Origin of the sequence: Shinella zoogloeoides, assembly GCF_003574625.1 — a bacterium.
Taxonomy (GTDB): Bacteria; Pseudomonadota; Alphaproteobacteria; order Rhizobiales; family Rhizobiaceae; genus Shinella; species Shinella zoogloeoides_A.
Genome location: NZ_QNUJ01000003.1, coordinates 351,042 through 365,456, shown reverse-complemented (window position 1 = coordinate 365,456; position 14,415 = coordinate 351,042). Strand labels below are relative to the sequence as shown.

11 protein-coding genes and 1 pseudogene are annotated in these 14,415 nt (G+C 67.1%); 10 read left to right on the top strand and 2 right to left on the bottom strand.

What is annotated here, in order from left to right:
• Window positions 1-14: 14 nt before the first annotated feature.
• The 4 genes from DSD28_RS07685 to DSD28_RS07670 all read left to right on the top strand — a co-directional run bounded on the left by DSD28_RS07685 (window position 15) and on the right by DSD28_RS07670 (window position 3,091).
• The gene (locus DSD28_RS07685; RefSeq protein WP_119255789.1) at window positions 15-596 is read left to right on the top strand and encodes a TetR/AcrR family transcriptional regulator; all 582 of its coding nucleotides are present in this window, start codon (window positions 15-17) and stop codon (window positions 594-596) included.
• Between the two features lie 63 nt (window positions 597-659).
• Complete coding sequence (locus DSD28_RS07680; RefSeq protein ID WP_119255788.1) at window positions 660-1,559, top strand: SMP-30/gluconolactonase/LRE family protein; 900 nt, start codon at window positions 660-662, stop codon at window positions 1,557-1,559.
• A gap of 113 nt (window positions 1,560-1,672) precedes the next feature.
• On the top strand, window positions 1,673-2,692 hold the full coding sequence (locus DSD28_RS07675) for a GlxA family transcriptional regulator (protein ID WP_119255946.1): 1,020 nt from the start codon (window positions 1,673-1,675) through the stop codon (window positions 2,690-2,692).
• 75 nt (window positions 2,693-2,767) lie between these two features.
• Window positions 2,768-3,091, top strand: a complete 324-nt coding sequence (locus tag DSD28_RS07670) for a hypothetical protein (RefSeq protein ID WP_119255787.1) — start codon at window positions 2,768-2,770, stop codon at window positions 3,089-3,091.
• A 55-nt stretch (window positions 3,092-3,146) separates the two neighbouring features.
• On the opposite strand, the gene DSD28_RS07665 is transcribed toward DSD28_RS07670, so the two are convergent.
• Entirely contained in the window at window positions 3,147-3,452 is a 306-nt protein-coding gene (locus tag DSD28_RS07665; protein ID WP_119255786.1) for a hypothetical protein, read from the bottom strand.
• A 171-nt stretch (window positions 3,453-3,623) separates the two neighbouring features.
• On the opposite strand from DSD28_RS07665, the gene DSD28_RS07660 reads away from it, so the two are divergent.
• Genes DSD28_RS07660 through DSD28_RS07650 form a run of 3 tightly spaced genes read left to right on the top strand, consistent with a single transcriptional unit; the run spans window position 3,624 to window position 9,002 of the window.
• Window positions 3,624-4,382 carry an ImuA family protein gene (locus DSD28_RS07660; RefSeq protein ID WP_119255785.1) on the top strand — a complete coding sequence of 253 codons (759 nt, stop codon included), beginning with the start codon at window positions 3,624-3,626 and terminating at the stop codon, window positions 4,380-4,382.
• Window positions 4,297-5,820 (top strand): DUF6504 family protein, encoded by a 1,524-nt coding sequence (locus DSD28_RS07655; protein WP_119255784.1) that lies wholly within the window; start codon window positions 4,297-4,299, stop codon window positions 5,818-5,820. The genes DSD28_RS07660 and DSD28_RS07655 overlap by 86 nt, the downstream gene beginning before the upstream one ends.
• Complete coding sequence (locus tag DSD28_RS07650; RefSeq protein WP_119255783.1) at window positions 5,817-9,002, top strand: error-prone DNA polymerase; 3,186 nt, start codon at window positions 5,817-5,819, stop codon at window positions 9,000-9,002. Before DSD28_RS07655 ends, DSD28_RS07650 begins: the two co-directional genes overlap by 4 nt.
• Window positions 9,003-9,014: 12 nt before the next feature.
• Here DSD28_RS07650 and DSD28_RS07645 read toward each other — a convergent pair whose 3' ends face one another.
• Window positions 9,015-11,015, bottom strand: a complete 2,001-nt coding sequence (locus DSD28_RS07645) for a CocE/NonD family hydrolase (protein WP_119255782.1) — start codon at window positions 11,013-11,015, stop codon at window positions 9,015-9,017.
• A 190-nt stretch (window positions 11,016-11,205) separates the two neighbouring features.
• Here DSD28_RS07645 and DSD28_RS07640 point away from each other — a divergent pair.
• From DSD28_RS07640 to DSD28_RS07630, 3 genes and pseudogenes are all read left to right on the top strand, one after another.
• Window positions 11,206-12,618: pseudogene (locus DSD28_RS07640) on the top strand (NAD(P)-dependent oxidoreductase); the annotation flags it as partial.
• A 65-nt stretch (window positions 12,619-12,683) separates the two neighbouring features.
• On the top strand, window positions 12,684-13,058 hold the full coding sequence (locus DSD28_RS07635; protein WP_119255780.1) for a hypothetical protein: 375 nt from the start codon (window positions 12,684-12,686) through the stop codon (window positions 13,056-13,058).
• A 648-nt stretch (window positions 13,059-13,706) separates the two neighbouring features.
• Complete coding sequence (locus DSD28_RS07630) at window positions 13,707-14,414, top strand: DUF1045 domain-containing protein (RefSeq protein WP_119255779.1); 708 nt, start codon at window positions 13,707-13,709, stop codon at window positions 14,412-14,414.
• Window position 14,415: the final 1 nt, after the last annotated feature.

The window sequence follows — 14,415 nt, the reverse complement described above, 5'->3', positions numbered from 1 at the left end:
ATTTATATATAGCCATGGCAAGACACAAGACAATCCCCGACGAAGCGGTGCTCGACACGATTCTCGAAACCTTGCGGGAGACGGGACCGGCCGGCCTCACCTTCGCCCGCGCGGCGAAGGCATGCGGCCTTTCGCCGGCAACGCTCGTGCAGCGCTACGGCGACCGCGAAGCCTTGCTTGAGGCGACGCTATTGCGCGCCTGGGACCGGCTGGACGAGGAAACCGAAGCGGCGGACAGGGAGACGCCGCCGACGCCCGCGGGTGCGGTCGCCTTCCTCATGCGCCTGATGCCTGCCGCGAGCGCGGAAGAAGCGGCCACCGACGGGCTGCTCCTGTTGCGGGAAGATGTCCGCAATCCCGTGCTTCGCAGCCGCGGCGCGGTTTGGGGGCACCGGATCGCGGCCGCTCTTGGCCGCCGCCTTTCAGTCGAGGTGGAGGAAGGCAAACGTCTCGGCTGGCAGATGGCGAGCGTCTGGCAGGGCGCGCATATCTGGTGGGCTTTCACGCGCGAGCGGCCGGCGGAAGAGGCGATCCGCGGCGCGCTCGAAGCGTGGATGGAGCGGGCACTCGACGGCGGCAGCGGGACGGTTTCCTGACGGCAGGCTAGGCGGGCGCCGCCATAGCCGTTAGAAAGCTTCCTCATGGCAGAGGAGGGATGGATGTCGTTTTTCGAGGCGGAAGAGGCCGTGTTTTCGAGTTTCGTGCTGGGCAATGCCCCGCTGAAGAAGCTCGCCGGAGGGTTCGACTGGACGGAGGGTCCCGTCTGGTTCGGCGATCACGATTGCCTGCTGTTCTCCGACATTCCCAACAATCGCATGCTGCGCTGGAGCCCGGCGCTCGGGATAACGACGTTCCGCGAGCCGTCGAATTTCTCCAACGGCAACACGCGTGATCGGGAAGGCCGGCTCGTGACCTGCGAGCACGGCACCCGCCGCGTGACCCGCACCGAGCACGACGGCGCGATCACCGTTGTCGCCGACAGCTATGAGGGCAAGCCGCTGAATTCGCCGAACGACGTGGTCGTGACCTCGGACGGGGCGATCTGGTTCACCGATCCGCATTACGGCATCGTTTCGGATTACGAGGGCACGCGCAGCGAGCAGGAGCTTGCCTGCCACGTCTACCGCGTCGATCCGCATTCCGGCCATGTCCGGGCGATGCTCACGGATTTCAACTGCCCTAACGGCCTTGCCTTCAGCCCGGGTGAAAGGCGCCTCTATGTCGCCGATACCGGGCGTATTCACACGGACGATCCGCGCCATATCCGCGCCTTCGATGTCGCCGGCAACTGGAGCCTTTCGGGCGGCGAGGTCTTCCACACCATCTCGCCCGGCTGCGCGGATGGCATGCGCGTGGACGAGAACGGCAATCTCTGGTCCTCGGCCGGTGACGGCGTGCACTGCATCGCGCCGGACGGCCAGCGCCTCGGCAGGATCCTCGTGCCGGAGACCGTGTCCAACATCTGCTTCGGTGGGCGGGGCGGCCACCGCCTCTTCATCACCGCGACTACCTCGCTCTATGCCGTGTCGCTGGCCGTGCGGGGCGCCCGCCGGCCCTGATCCTTCCACAAAGCGAAGGCAGGGAATGGAGAGGGGCCGGGAAATCTGCTATGGCTCTTGCGAGGGCCTTGCCGGTGACGATATTCTCCGGCGAAACGGTTTGGGAGGACTGGATGGCGGTTGAGGTTCGGACGTCGAAGGAGATGAATGCCGCGTCGGCCCCTAAGGCGTTGCGCGTCGGCTTCATCCTGTCGAAGAGCTTCACGCTCTCTGCCTTTGCCTTGTTCGTCGATACGCTGCGGCTTGCCAGCGACAGCGAGGACCGCTCCCGCCGTGTCAACTGCGACTGGGAAGTGCTCAGCAGCACGCGCAATTTCATTTCCTCCTCGAGCGGCATCCAGGTCGCGCCGACTGCGCCCTTCGCCGACCCGTCCTGTTTCGACTACATCGCCGTCGTCGGCGGCCTCCTCAGCGTGGAGGAGCCGATCGACAGCTATGCGACGACCTATCTGCGCAAGGCGGTCAATGCCGGCGTCGGCCTGATCGGGCTCTGTACGGGCAGCTTCATCCTTGCCGAGGCGGGCCTGCTCAAGGGGCATACGGCCTGCGTGAGCTGGCTGCATCATCGCGATTTCCGCGCCCGCTATCCCGATATCGATGCGACGTCGGAACAGATATTCCGCTTCGACGGCAAGGTGGCGACCTGCGCCGGCGGCAGCAGCGTCGCGGATCTTGCGGCAACGCTCGTGCGCCATCATGTCGGCGAGGCGGCCGAGCGCAATGCGCTGGAGATCCTGCAGATTCGCCACCGGCGCGACGCCACGGACATCCAGCCGCGCAATCCGCTGGGCCTGGAGGCGCGCGACCGGCGCGTGCATCTCGCCATCATGATGATGGAGCAGCACACCGAGGACCTCCTGTCCATCGACAGCATCGCCACGATGACGAATGTCTCGCGCCGCCAGCTCGAGCGGCTGTTCGAGAGCGACATGGGCGCCTCGCCGAGCGCGATCTACATGAAGATCCGCATGGCGGCCGCCTTCACCATGGTGGTGCGCACCAACAAGCCGCTGATCGAGATCGCGCTGGAAACCGGCTTCGAGAGCCTGTCGCACTTCACCCGGCGCTTCCGCGCCGCCTTCGGCGACACGCCGTCGCAGATCCGCCGCGACGGGCGGCGTCAGGCGGGCTGAGCGCAATTCTCCTTGCGGCTGGGAACCAAGCCGCGCGCCATTCGTTCGGTCTGGATTGCTGACAAGGAGACCGCAATGGCAAGCAACGACGTCCAATCCCAGATTTCCGCCCTGCGTGACGAGATCGCCCAGCTTCAGAAGGATCTCGGCGAGCGGAGTGCCGAGGCCTATGAAACCGTGCGCGAGCGCGCCGGCAGCGCCATGGAGGCGGCCCGTCCCGCCGTCCGCTCCGCGACGAAATACGTGCGCAACGAGGGCGCGGCCGTCGCGCAGACCGCGCGGGAGCATCCCGCCGCCCTTTCCACGCTCGTGCTGGGCGCGGGGCTGGCCGGCATCGTGCTCGGCTATCTGCTCGGGTCTCTCGAAAGCGAACCGCCGCGCCGCCAGCGCTGGTTCTGAACGTATAAGAAAGCCCGGCATTGCCGGGCTTTTTCATGGCATCGGGAAAGATCGCCTACCGGTGGCGCAGGCCGCAGAGATAGCCGATGAGGGCAGCGCCGGCGAGGGCGGCGATCGGATTGGCCTGAATGGTCTGGCGCAGGTCCTCGCGCAGCGATTCCGCCTTGGCGACCGCAAGCTGGCCCGTGCCTTCGGCGATCAGGCCCGCGGATTCCTTCAGCCGGCTGATCTCCGCCTTCAGCGCCTCGATCTGCTCGCTGACCGCGGCCTCCGCGGCGGCGGTCTTCGCTTCCTCCGAAATGGTGTCGCGACCTTCAACGACGCCGAGCGTGCGCTTGCCGGTGCTCTTTTCGTCAGCCATGGGCATGTCTCCTGCATTGGTGGGAATGGCGGGAGGAGAAACTTCCGCCGTGCCAGTTGGTTCCCGCCGATGATTCAATCTGTGATCTCGCCGACCGGCAAGACCGATTGACTCTTTCGGAAATTGAGAACAAATAGAGAACAATTATCCGTCAGCAGGAGCCGAAAAGCCATGTCCGCCTCCGTCCATGCCGTTGTCGCAGACCTGCGCGACCGCATCCGGCAGTTCGACGGCCGTGCCTTGCGCGACCGGGCGGTGCTGCCGTTCGGCGTGCCGGAGATCGACGACCGGCTGCCCGGCGGCGGATTGGCGCTCGCCAGCCTGCACGAGGTCTGCGGCGGCGGCAACGACGCCGTGGAAGGGGCGGCCGCCATGCTCTTTGCCGCCGGCATTGCCGCGCGCACCAAAGGGCAGGTGCTCTGGTGCCTGACGCGGCCGGATCTCTTCGCCCCGGCGCTGGCGCAGGCGGGGCTTGCCCCCGGCCGCGTCCTCTATGTGGAGGCCGGCGACGAGAAGAGCCTGCTCCTCTGTTTCGAGGAGGGGCTGCGCCATGGCGGGCTCGGCGCGGTGGTGGCGGAAGTCGCGCGCCTGTCGATGACCGCCTCGCGCCGCCTGCAGCTTGCCGCGGAAGCCGGCGGCACGCTCGGCATCGCCCTGCGCCGCGTCCGGCAGAGAGGGGGCACCGATGCCTTCGCGCTGCCTTCCGCCGCCGTGACGCGCTGGCGGGTTTCCATGCGGCCGTCCGTGCCGCTTGCCGTGCCCGGCATCGGCCGGGCCCGTTGGCTGCTGGAGCTGGCCCGTTGCCGGGCCGGCGAGGCGGCTAAGTTCGAAGTGGAGGCATCCGATGCCGAGGGTCGTATCGCTTTTTCTTCCCGGCTGGCCGATCGACCGCCTGAGACGGGCGCTTGGCGCTTCGGCGCCTCCGCCTGACCGGCGGCTCGTTCTCGTCGGGCGGGATGGCCCGCGCCGCATCGTGACGGCGGTGAGCCGCCCGGCGGAACAGGCGGGCCTGCGCGTCGGCATGCCGCTGACCAAGGCGCATGCCCTGCTGCCCGACATCCTGACCATGCCGGCCGATCCCGTGGCCGATGCCGCGGCGCTCGCCCGCCTTTCCCTCTGGGCCTTGCAGCACTACGCGCCCATCGTCGCGCCGGACCCGCCGGATGGCCTCGTCATCGACACGACCGGCGCCGACCACCTGCATGGCGGCGAGGAGCGCATGCTGACGGGCCTCGTCAACCGCCTTGCCGCCTCCGGCATCGCCGCTCGCGCCGCGGTGGCCGACAGTTGGGGCGCGGCCTATGCCGTGGCGCGCTTTTTGGCCGATCCGGTTTGCGTCGTGCCGCCCGGCGCGGCGAGTAAGGCCGTGTCGCCGCTGCCGCTCCAGGGCCTGCGCATTCCGCCGGAAACGGTGACGGGCCTGCATGTCCTCGGCTTTGCCTGCATCGGCGATGTGCTGGCCGTGCCGCGCGCGCCGCTCGTCCTGCGTTTCGGGGCGCTCCTCGGCCGCCGGCTCGACCAGCTGCAGGGCATCGTCTCGGAGCCCGTCGATCCGCTGCGCGACCCGGAACTCGTGACCGTCCGCAAGGTCTTCGGCGAGCCGATCGGCGCGCCGGAGACCATCGCGCGCTATACGGCCGCCCTCGTGGAGGATCTCTGCCTTGCGCTGGAAAAACGCGGGCTCGGCGCGCGGCGGCTCGACCTCGTCTTCCACCGCGTCGATGCTTCCCTGCAGGCGATCCGCGTCGGCACGGCCCGGGCGGTGCGGGAGGAAAAGCGGCTCGTCCGGCTCCTCTGCGACCGGATCGAGACGATCGATCCGGGCTTCGGCATCGAGATCATGGACCTGACCGCCACGCTCGCCGAACCGCTCGTCCTGCAACAGGCCGTTTCCTCTCTGGTCGAGGAGGAGAGGGCGGACCTTGCCGGGCTCGTCGATGTGATCGCCAACCGCATCGGCGCGCGCCGCCTCTACCGCATCGCGCCGGTCGAAAGCGACGTGCCGGAACGCTCCATCCAGCGCATCGCCCCGCTTGCTCCCGATGGCGGGGCCACATGGCAGGGGGACTGGCCGCGCCCCGCCCGTCTCCTGGCGCGGCCGGAGCCCGTTGAGGTCGTGGCGCTCCTGCCCGACCACCCGCCTGCTTTCTTCACCTGGCGCGGCATGCGCCGGCGCGTCAAGCGTGCCGACGGGCCGGAGCGCATCTTCGGCGAATGGTGGAAGCGCGACGCCGAGCTTGCCGCCGTGCGCGATTATTTCCAGGTGGAGGACGAGGCCGGCGAGCGCTTCTGGCTCTTCCGCTCGGGCGATGAGGCCGAGGCCGCGAACGGCGCCGGCCGCTGGTTCCTGCACGGGATTTTCGCATGAAACCGCGCTACGCCGAGCTTCAGGTCACCTCCCATTTCTCGTTCCTGCGCGGGGCGAGCAGCGCGGCGGAATTGTTCGCGCAGGCAAGCGCCCTCGGCATCGATGCCCTCGCCGTGGTGGACCGCAACAGCCTCGCCGGCGTCGTGCAGGCCCACAGGGCGGCGAAGGAGCTGCCACCGGACATGCCTCGGGTGCGCCTCGTCGTCGGCTGCCGGCTGGACCTTGCCGACGGCATGTCGCTGCTCGTCTATCCCACCGATCGCGATGCCTATGCCCGTCTCTGCCGCCTGCTCACCCTCGGCAAGAAGCGGGCGGGCAAGGGCAAGTGCCATATCGACTGGGCCGATGTCGTGGAATGGAACGAAGGGCTTCTTGCCGTGCTGGTGCCGGACGAGGCGGACGAGACCGCCGCCTTCCAGCTTCGCCGCCTTGCTGAGATCTTCCGTGACCGCTGCTATCTCGCCCTGACGCTGCGCCGCCGACCGAACGACCAGCTCCGCCTCTTCGAATTGTCCAACCTCGCAGCACGGTACCGTGTGCCCACCGTCGTCACCAACGACGTGCTCTACCACGAGCCCGGCCGCCGCATGCTGCAGGACATCATGACCTGCATCCGCCACAATGTCGTCATCGACAATGCCGGCTTCCTGCGCGAGCGCCATGCCGACCGCTACCTGAAGCCACCGCAGGAAATGCACCGCCTCTTCGTCCGCTACCCGGAGGCCCTACGCCGCACACTGGAGATCGTTGAGCGCTGCCGCTTCTCGCTGGACGAACTGCAATACCAATATCCCGACGAGAAGGAATATGCGGACCTCACGCCGCAGGAGGCGCTGGAGAAATATACGTGGGAAGGTGCAAATTCCTTTTATCACAATGAGATACCGGAAATAGTTCGTAAAAAGCTTCTGAAGGAGCTCGGCTTGATCCAGAAGATGAACTATGCGCCCTATTTCCTTACGGTGAATGCCATTGTCCGGCATGCCCGCTCGATCGGCATCCTCTGCCAGGGGCGCGGCTCGGCGGCCAACAGCGCCGTCTGCTTCGTTCTCGGCATCACCTCCATCGAGCCGACGGTGAACGGCTTGCTCTTCGAGCGGTTCGTTTCCGAGCAGCGCGGCGAACCGCCCGACATCGACGTGGACTTCGAGCACGAGCGCCGGGAGGAGGTGATCCAGTGGATCTACGAGACCTATGGAAAGGACCGTTCCGCTCTCTGCGCCACCGTCATCCGCTATCGCTCGCGGGCGGCCATGCGCGATGTGGGGCGGGCGCTGGGCCTGCCCGAGGATGTGCTGAAATCGCTGTCCTCGCAGGTCTGGGGCTGGTCCAACGACATTCCGCAAACCCATGCGGGCTCGGCCGGCCTCAATGTGGATGACCGCCGCATTAAGCTGCTGTTCGAGCTCGCCCGGCAACTGATCGACCGGCCCCGTCACCTCTCGCAGCATCCGGGCGGCTTCGTTCTGACGCGCGACCGGCTGGACGATCTCGTGCCCATCGAGCCGGCGGCGATGGACGACCGGCAGGTGATCGAATGGGACAAGGACGATATCGAATATCTGAACTTCATGAAGGTCGACGTGCTGGCGCTCGGCATGCTCACCTGCATGCGCCGCGCCTTCGACTTCCTGAAGGAGCACAAGGGCGAGGCCCATGACCTCAAGACCATCCCGCAAGACTCGGCGACCTATGAGATGATCTCGAAGGCCGACACGATCGGCACTTTCCAGATCGAGAGCCGGGCGCAGATGTCCATGCTGCCGCGCCTCCGGCCGAAGGAATTATACGACATCGTCATCCAGGTGGCCATCGTGCGGCCGGGGCCGATCCAGGGCGACATGGTGCATCCCTATCTGCGCCGGCGGCAGGGGCTGGAAGAGGTCGAATATCCCCAGCCGGCTTTCGAAAAGGTCCTGAAGCGAACGCTCGGCGTACCTCTTTTTCAGGAGCAGGCCATGCAGGTCGCCATCGAATGCGCCGGCTTCGAGCCCGGCCGTGCCGACCAGTTGCGCCGGGCGATGGCCACGTTCAAGCAGACGGGCGGCGTGGATAAATTCCGCGAGGAACTGATCACGGGCATGGTCAGGAACGATTACACGCGCGAATTCGCCGAGCGCATGTGCCGCCAGCTCGAAGGCTTCGGCTCCTACGGCTTCCCGGAAAGCCATGCCTACAGCTTCGCCATCGTCGCCTATGCCTCCGCCTGGGTGAAATGCCATCACCCGGATGTCTTCTGCGCGGCGCTGCTCAATTCCCAGCCGATGGGCTTCTATGCGCCCGCGCAGATCGTGCGCGATGCGCGCGACCATGGGGTGGAGGTGCGGCCGGTCTGCATCAATGAAAGCCGGTGGGACTGCACACTGGAGCCGACGGAGGAGGCGGGCCGCTTTGCCGTGCGTCTCGGGCTGCGGATGGTGAAGGGACTGAAGAACAAGGAGGCGAGCGACCTGATCAACGGCCGGCAGGACGAGCCCTTCGCCTCGATCGACGATTTCTGGCGCCGCGCGGGACTTACGACCGATGTGCTGGTCCGTCTTGCCGAGGCGGATGCCTTCCGGCCGTCACTCGGCCTTTCGCGCCGCGAAGCGCTCTGGGCGATCCGCGGCCTCAGGGACGAGCCTCTGCCGCTCTTCACCGCGGCGGCCGAGCGCGAGGCGGCGCTCGTTGCCGAGATCGAGGAGCCGATCGTGGCGCTCCGCCCGATGGCGGCGGGGGGAGAAGTCGTGCAGGATTACGGCCATGTCGGCCTGACGCTCCGCGCCCATCCGGTGAGCTTCCTGCGCGAAAGCCTCTCGCACCGCCGTTTCCTCACCTGCGCACAGGCGATCGATCTGAAGGACCGCCAGAAGGTCGAGACCGCCGGCATCGTGCTGGTGCGGCAACGGCCGGGCTCGGCCAAGGGCGTCATCTTCGTGACCATCGAGGACGAGACGGGCATCGCCAACCTCGTCGTCTGGCGCAAGATCTTCCTCGCCTACAGGCCCATCGTCATGGGCTCGCCGATGATCGGCGTCAGGGGCTATGTCCAGCGGGAAGGCGAGGTGGTGCACATCGTCGCGCAGCAGCTCATCGACCTGTCCGCCGATTTTTCCACCGTCGGCCGCCGCGGCATCGATCAGAAGCTGGAGGAGGCAGATCGGCGGGAAACGATCCGCATCAAATCCCGCGACTTCCATTGATTGGTTAAAGCATCACATGAAGTCGCGCGGGATCGCCGTCCCGAATGACTTCTCGAAGATCTGCACCTCGCCCTCGAAGGCGCGGACATGGGCCGAGATCACCCAGTCGCGCGCGGTGCAGGCGATGGTGGCGGTCGAGACGGTGCGCACGAACCAGCCGGGCCGCTGCATGTCGCAGGTCCAGACAGCGGTTCCGGTCATCGAGAGCGGATCGTTCCCGGCAATCGACCACAGCTCGTCGCGCACCTGGCGCGTCGCCAGTCCCGTGCCGGGATGCTCGTAGAGGCCGGTATCCTCGTAGATCGAATATTCCGTGAGGCCGTTCGTCAGATCCCGCTCGACGCCCCGCGCGGTCTCCGGCGGGGAGAGTTCGATATAGGCCGGCAGGGGATTAGGATTTTCCGGCTCGGGAAGGGAGACGACCCGGTGCTCGCCGAGCTTCGGCAGGGCAAGGTCGAGCGAGGCGAGGTCGAGCGTCACGCCGGCGTCGACCGGCGGCGGCAGGACCATCGGCCAGTAGGAGGTCGAGAGCGACAGGCGGATGCGGTGCCCCGCGCGGAAGCGGTAGCCCATCGCGTCGAGCACGAGGCGGATGCGCACCTTCCTACCCTTGGGCATGGCATAGGGTTCCGCATTGCCGTTGCGGTGGGCAAGGTTGATGACGCCGAAGGTGACGCGCGTCGCCGTCCCGTCCGGGTGGATATCGACGAGGCGGGCGCAGAGATTGGCGACCTCGACCTGCGTCGCCACCTCCAGCTCCAGCACCGGCTGGCCGAGAAAATCCTGCGCCTCGGCAAGCGGCGCGGTCTCGACGACGAGGGAGCCGGCATCGTCGAGGCGCTGGTCGAGCGCCATTTCGGCATCGGGTTTCAGCGTGAACCACTCGCCGGCCATGATGCCGGTGTCGAGCGGCGATTTCAGGAAGCGGTCGTCGGCCGGGGTGTCGGCAACCGGCTGGCCGGGCATGAGCGCGCCGTGTCGGTCGACATGAAAGGCTGCCATGTCCGGCGCCTCCCAGCGATCCTTGGCGATCCAGAAGCCGGGATCGAAATCGCGGCGCAGCGCCGGGCGGGGAGCGTCCTGGATATAGGCGCGCACCTGCGGGATGTCCTCCGCGCCGTTCTCCTCGCCGCGCAGCCAGCGGTTCCACCACGCGATGGCCTCGGCGTGGAAATCCATGCGGGGCTTCGGCCAGGCGAAGTGCGGATACTTGTGGACCCACGGTCCGATCAGCGCCTTGGCCTTCCCGCCGATCCCCTCGACAGCCTTCAGCGGCGTGCTGCGGTAGCCGTCCGCCCAACCGGCGATGACGAGGGCGGGAACGGGAAAGCCGGCGAAGTCCTCGCAGATGGAGCCGTGCTCCCAGAAGGCGTCGCGGCGCTGATGCTGCAGCCATTCCTCCAGGAAGAAGGGCTCGTTCTCCAGCCGCTCCATCCACATGTCCCGCCAGCGCGCGCCGACGATCTCGGGATCTGGCGAGCGCGACTGGTAGGCCAGCATGGTCGCGGCCCAGGAAAGCTGGGCGGAAAGGTGCGTGCCGTTCTTGTAATGGATGTCGTCGTTGTAGCGATCGACGGTGGAGGCGATGGAGATGACCGCCTTCAATGCCGGCGGCTTCAAGGCCGCGACCTGCAGGCAGTTGAAGCCGCCCCAGGAGATGCCCATCATGCCGACGGAACCGTTCGACCAGGGTTGCGCGGCGATCCAGGCGATCAGCTCGCAGGCATTGGCAAGCTCCAGCGGCGTATATTCGCCGTCGATGACGCCGTCGGATTCGCCCGAGCCGCGGATATCGACGCGCACGCCCGCAATGCCGGCCGCGGCGAAGACGGGATAGGTCGATTCGTCGCGTGGGCTGGTTCCGTCGCCCTTGCGATAGGGCAGGAACTCCAAGACGGCGGGAACGGGATCGGCCTGCGCGCCCTCCGGCATCCAGATGCGCGCGGCGAGCCGCGTGCCGTCGGCGAGCGTGATCCATTCGTTTTCGATGGTGGTGAAGGCGCGAGGCGTCATGAGAAATCCTTTTCCGCCGGTCTTTATGACGGTCGTATGACGGCCGGGCAATAGGGCGGTTCTGGCCGTCCACGGTGCTTTCGCCCTGCCGCCCGGCGGCTTGCCCCCCTTCGAAATCTCGCCTACGAAGGCGGAAAGGGCAGGGAGGGGCGCCATGCAGGATCAGCAAGCAGCTTTTGCGGACGAAGGACGGCTGGACGATCCGCGGCGCGCCTACAAGGTCCTGATCGCCGACCTGATCGGCCTGCGCTTCGATGCGGAAGGCAAGCCCGATCCGGGCGAGGTCCGCGCGCATATCGAGGCGAAGGGCGGCGCGTTCCACGAAGCCGCCTACCAGCGTGAGGAATTGCCACCCGGCATCCACTTCTTCTACCAGCCCGACCTCAGCGGCGAGGCCGAGATCATCGCCCAGACCGCGGACGGCCGCTATGACGCGCTGATCGCGGCGGCGACCTTCATTCCGCGGCAGGCGGTCTTTGCGCTCGGCGGCGTGCGCATCGGCGCGGGCACGGGCAATATGGGCTCTGCCTCCTGGGGCGGCGGCAACGGCGAGGGCGGCACGGCCGCCCTGATGAACACGCCCGGCATCAACAGCCGCGCCACGGCGCAGATGGTGATGAAGGCGATCCTCAAGGTGACGCCGGACCTGCCGGTGGAGCTTCTGCACCAACGCGTTGCCGCCGGCGATTTCGATACCGGCCGCGACCTCAAGTCCTATCCCACCGCCAAGCTGGAGGGGCAGCGGATGGCGGTGCTCGGCTACGGCAATATCGGTCGCGAGGTGGCGAAGCTCGCCCGCGCCTTCGGCATGCATGTGGTCGTCCATGCCCGCGCCCGTCACCGGCAATGGATCGAGGCGGAGGGCTTCGATTATGCCGGGACGCCCGTCGCGGCGGCGAAGGGCGCGGACGTGCTCTCCGTCCATGTCGGCCTCGGGCGGCTCGACGAGGAGACACGCCTTTACGCCAATGCCGGCATGATCGGCGAGACCGTACTCTCGGCGATGAACCGCGGCGCCGTGCTCGTCAACTACGACCGCGGCGAGGTGGTGGATACGGCGGCACTCGACCGGGCGCTGGCCGCAGGGCAGATACGCTACGCCGCCATCGACGCGGACCTCTTCCGGAATGCGACGAGCGGCGCGCTCAGCGGGCCGATGCTGCCCTATCTGAAGCTTGCCGAGCGTCATCCCGGCAAGCTGGAGCTCCTGCCGCATGCCGCGGCCGATACCGACCATCCCTCCCGCGTCGCCGGCGCCTGCCAGGCGGTCGACCAGATTATCGATGCCATCCGCTACCGGCGGATATGCAATCTCAAGGGCGACCTGCCGGATGGCTATGTCGATGCCGGAGCGAAGGTGCCGCAGGGCATAGGCCGGGTCACGGCGGCGACCCTGACCGCCGCGGCGAGCGATCCGCGCTTTGTCGAACTGCACGATGTCTCTCGCGAGATCACCGATACCCTGGAGGCCATCGTGGAAGCGGTGGCCGAAGGCATGACGCACCAGCCGGCCAAGGGTGACGTTGCCGCGCTCGCCCAGCTCCTCCTGCGCCAGCGCCGGCTGCTCGAAAGCCTGGGGCTGGACGGCCCGGCGGAGGCCTGAAAACGGGAACTTTTCTGCTTCACGGCCAGTTTCTTCCCCGACCGAACGACCAGGGAGTACAAGCCATGACCCACCAGCAGGACGAGCGCGGCGATCCGCTGACCCGCACCCACGACCCCGAGCGCAAGGAATATGCCGCGCGGGAGGTCCGGCAGGGCGGCCCCGGCTGGCCCGTGCTGAAGGTGCTCGGCGTCAGCCTCGTGCTCGTTTTCCTCGTCTGGGGCGCGGTCGAGTTCTGGGGCCAGAAGACCGATCCCTCCGCCCCGACCGACGCGTCGCAAACCTCCTCGACGACCGATGGCAATCAGGTGCCGGCCGGCGGAACGACGGACAACAGCACCGGCAACGGCCAGGCCGCGCCGACGGACCGTGACCCCACTCCGCAATCCAGCACCGGCGGCGACAGCCAGAGCGTGACGCCGGACGGTACGGCCAACTGACGCAACGCTACCCGATTTCGCCTTGCTTCAACCGGACAGGGTTGGGCGAGGCGCATGCGCGAGGCGATCTGATCCATATGAACCGAAGAGGTGAGGTCGCCAATGCACCATGCCGATTGCCGTTCATCCCTCTTCGTCCCCGCGATGACTCCCCGTCACACCCACGTCATTCCGGCCGCTTAAAACGAGCCGCGGATAGTTGCGGAAAGCGATGTGTCTGCCTTCGAAGGCAAGTCGGATGCGGTCGTATGGGCGCGGAATGACGGCCTTTCGATCCGGTGGGGAAATGGCCATACTGCTTCACAGCAGTGCTGCGCCCGTCGCCATGCGACGCTATTGGTGCCGCCCCGGATCATGTCCTTCGTTGTCTCCCGGACACATTATTGCTGGGAATCGAATGCCCATTCTGCAACGATCATCGGGGCAGGACTCAAACTTTGGACCGGTGCGCACCCGTGCGAACAGGGAGACGGTTACTCCACGGTGCTTCGAGTCCCGGCTCCTCGGCGGCATTTCGAATGTCTTGCGCCACCGACTGACGGCACGCCGGCGCATTGAATGCGTGGCGGCATGATGCTGCCACGGATGACCTTTCAGATTCGGAACCGTCTCCGGGCGGCACCGAACGAGCATTACAGGAACGAGCCCTTGCGTTACGCCCTCTACTTCACGCCCCCTGCAAGCGACCCGCTCACCCTTGCCGCCCAGCGCTGGCTCGGGCGCAATGCCTTTACCGGCTCGGCGCTCGATCAGCCGGCGGCGGCAGGTTTCGATGCGGCTTCTCTAGCGGGCTTGACCGCCGATCCGCGGCGCTACGGCTTCCACGCGACGCTGAAGGCGCCCTTCACGCTGGCCGAGGGCCGCAGCGAGGCCGAACTCGTGGCCGAGCTCGGCCGTTTCGTTTCCGAAGCCGACCCCTTCGATATTCCCGAAGTCGTCGTCGGCCGGCTCGGCTCCTTCTTCGCGCTGGTGCCTGGCGATCATTGCGATGAGCTGCAAAGTCTTGCCGGCGAGGTGGTGCGTCGCTTCGAGCGTTTCCGTGCGCCGCTCACCTCCGCCGACATCGCCCGCCGCAAGCCCGACGAGCTGAATGCCGCCGAGCGCCAGAACCTCGTCCAGTGGGGTTACCCCTACGTCTTCGACGAGTTCCGTTTCCACATGACGCTGACGGGGCGTGTTCCCGCCGAGCGCCGGGAGGCCGTTGCAAGCGTGCTGCTCGATCATTTCGCCGAATTCCACGGCCGTCCGTTGCCGGTCAGCGGCCTCGCGCTCTTCCGGGAAGCTGCGCGCGGCGCCGATTTCACCGTCCATTCGCTCTTCCCGCTCGGCGGAGCCGTCAGCAGAAAGACCGCATGAC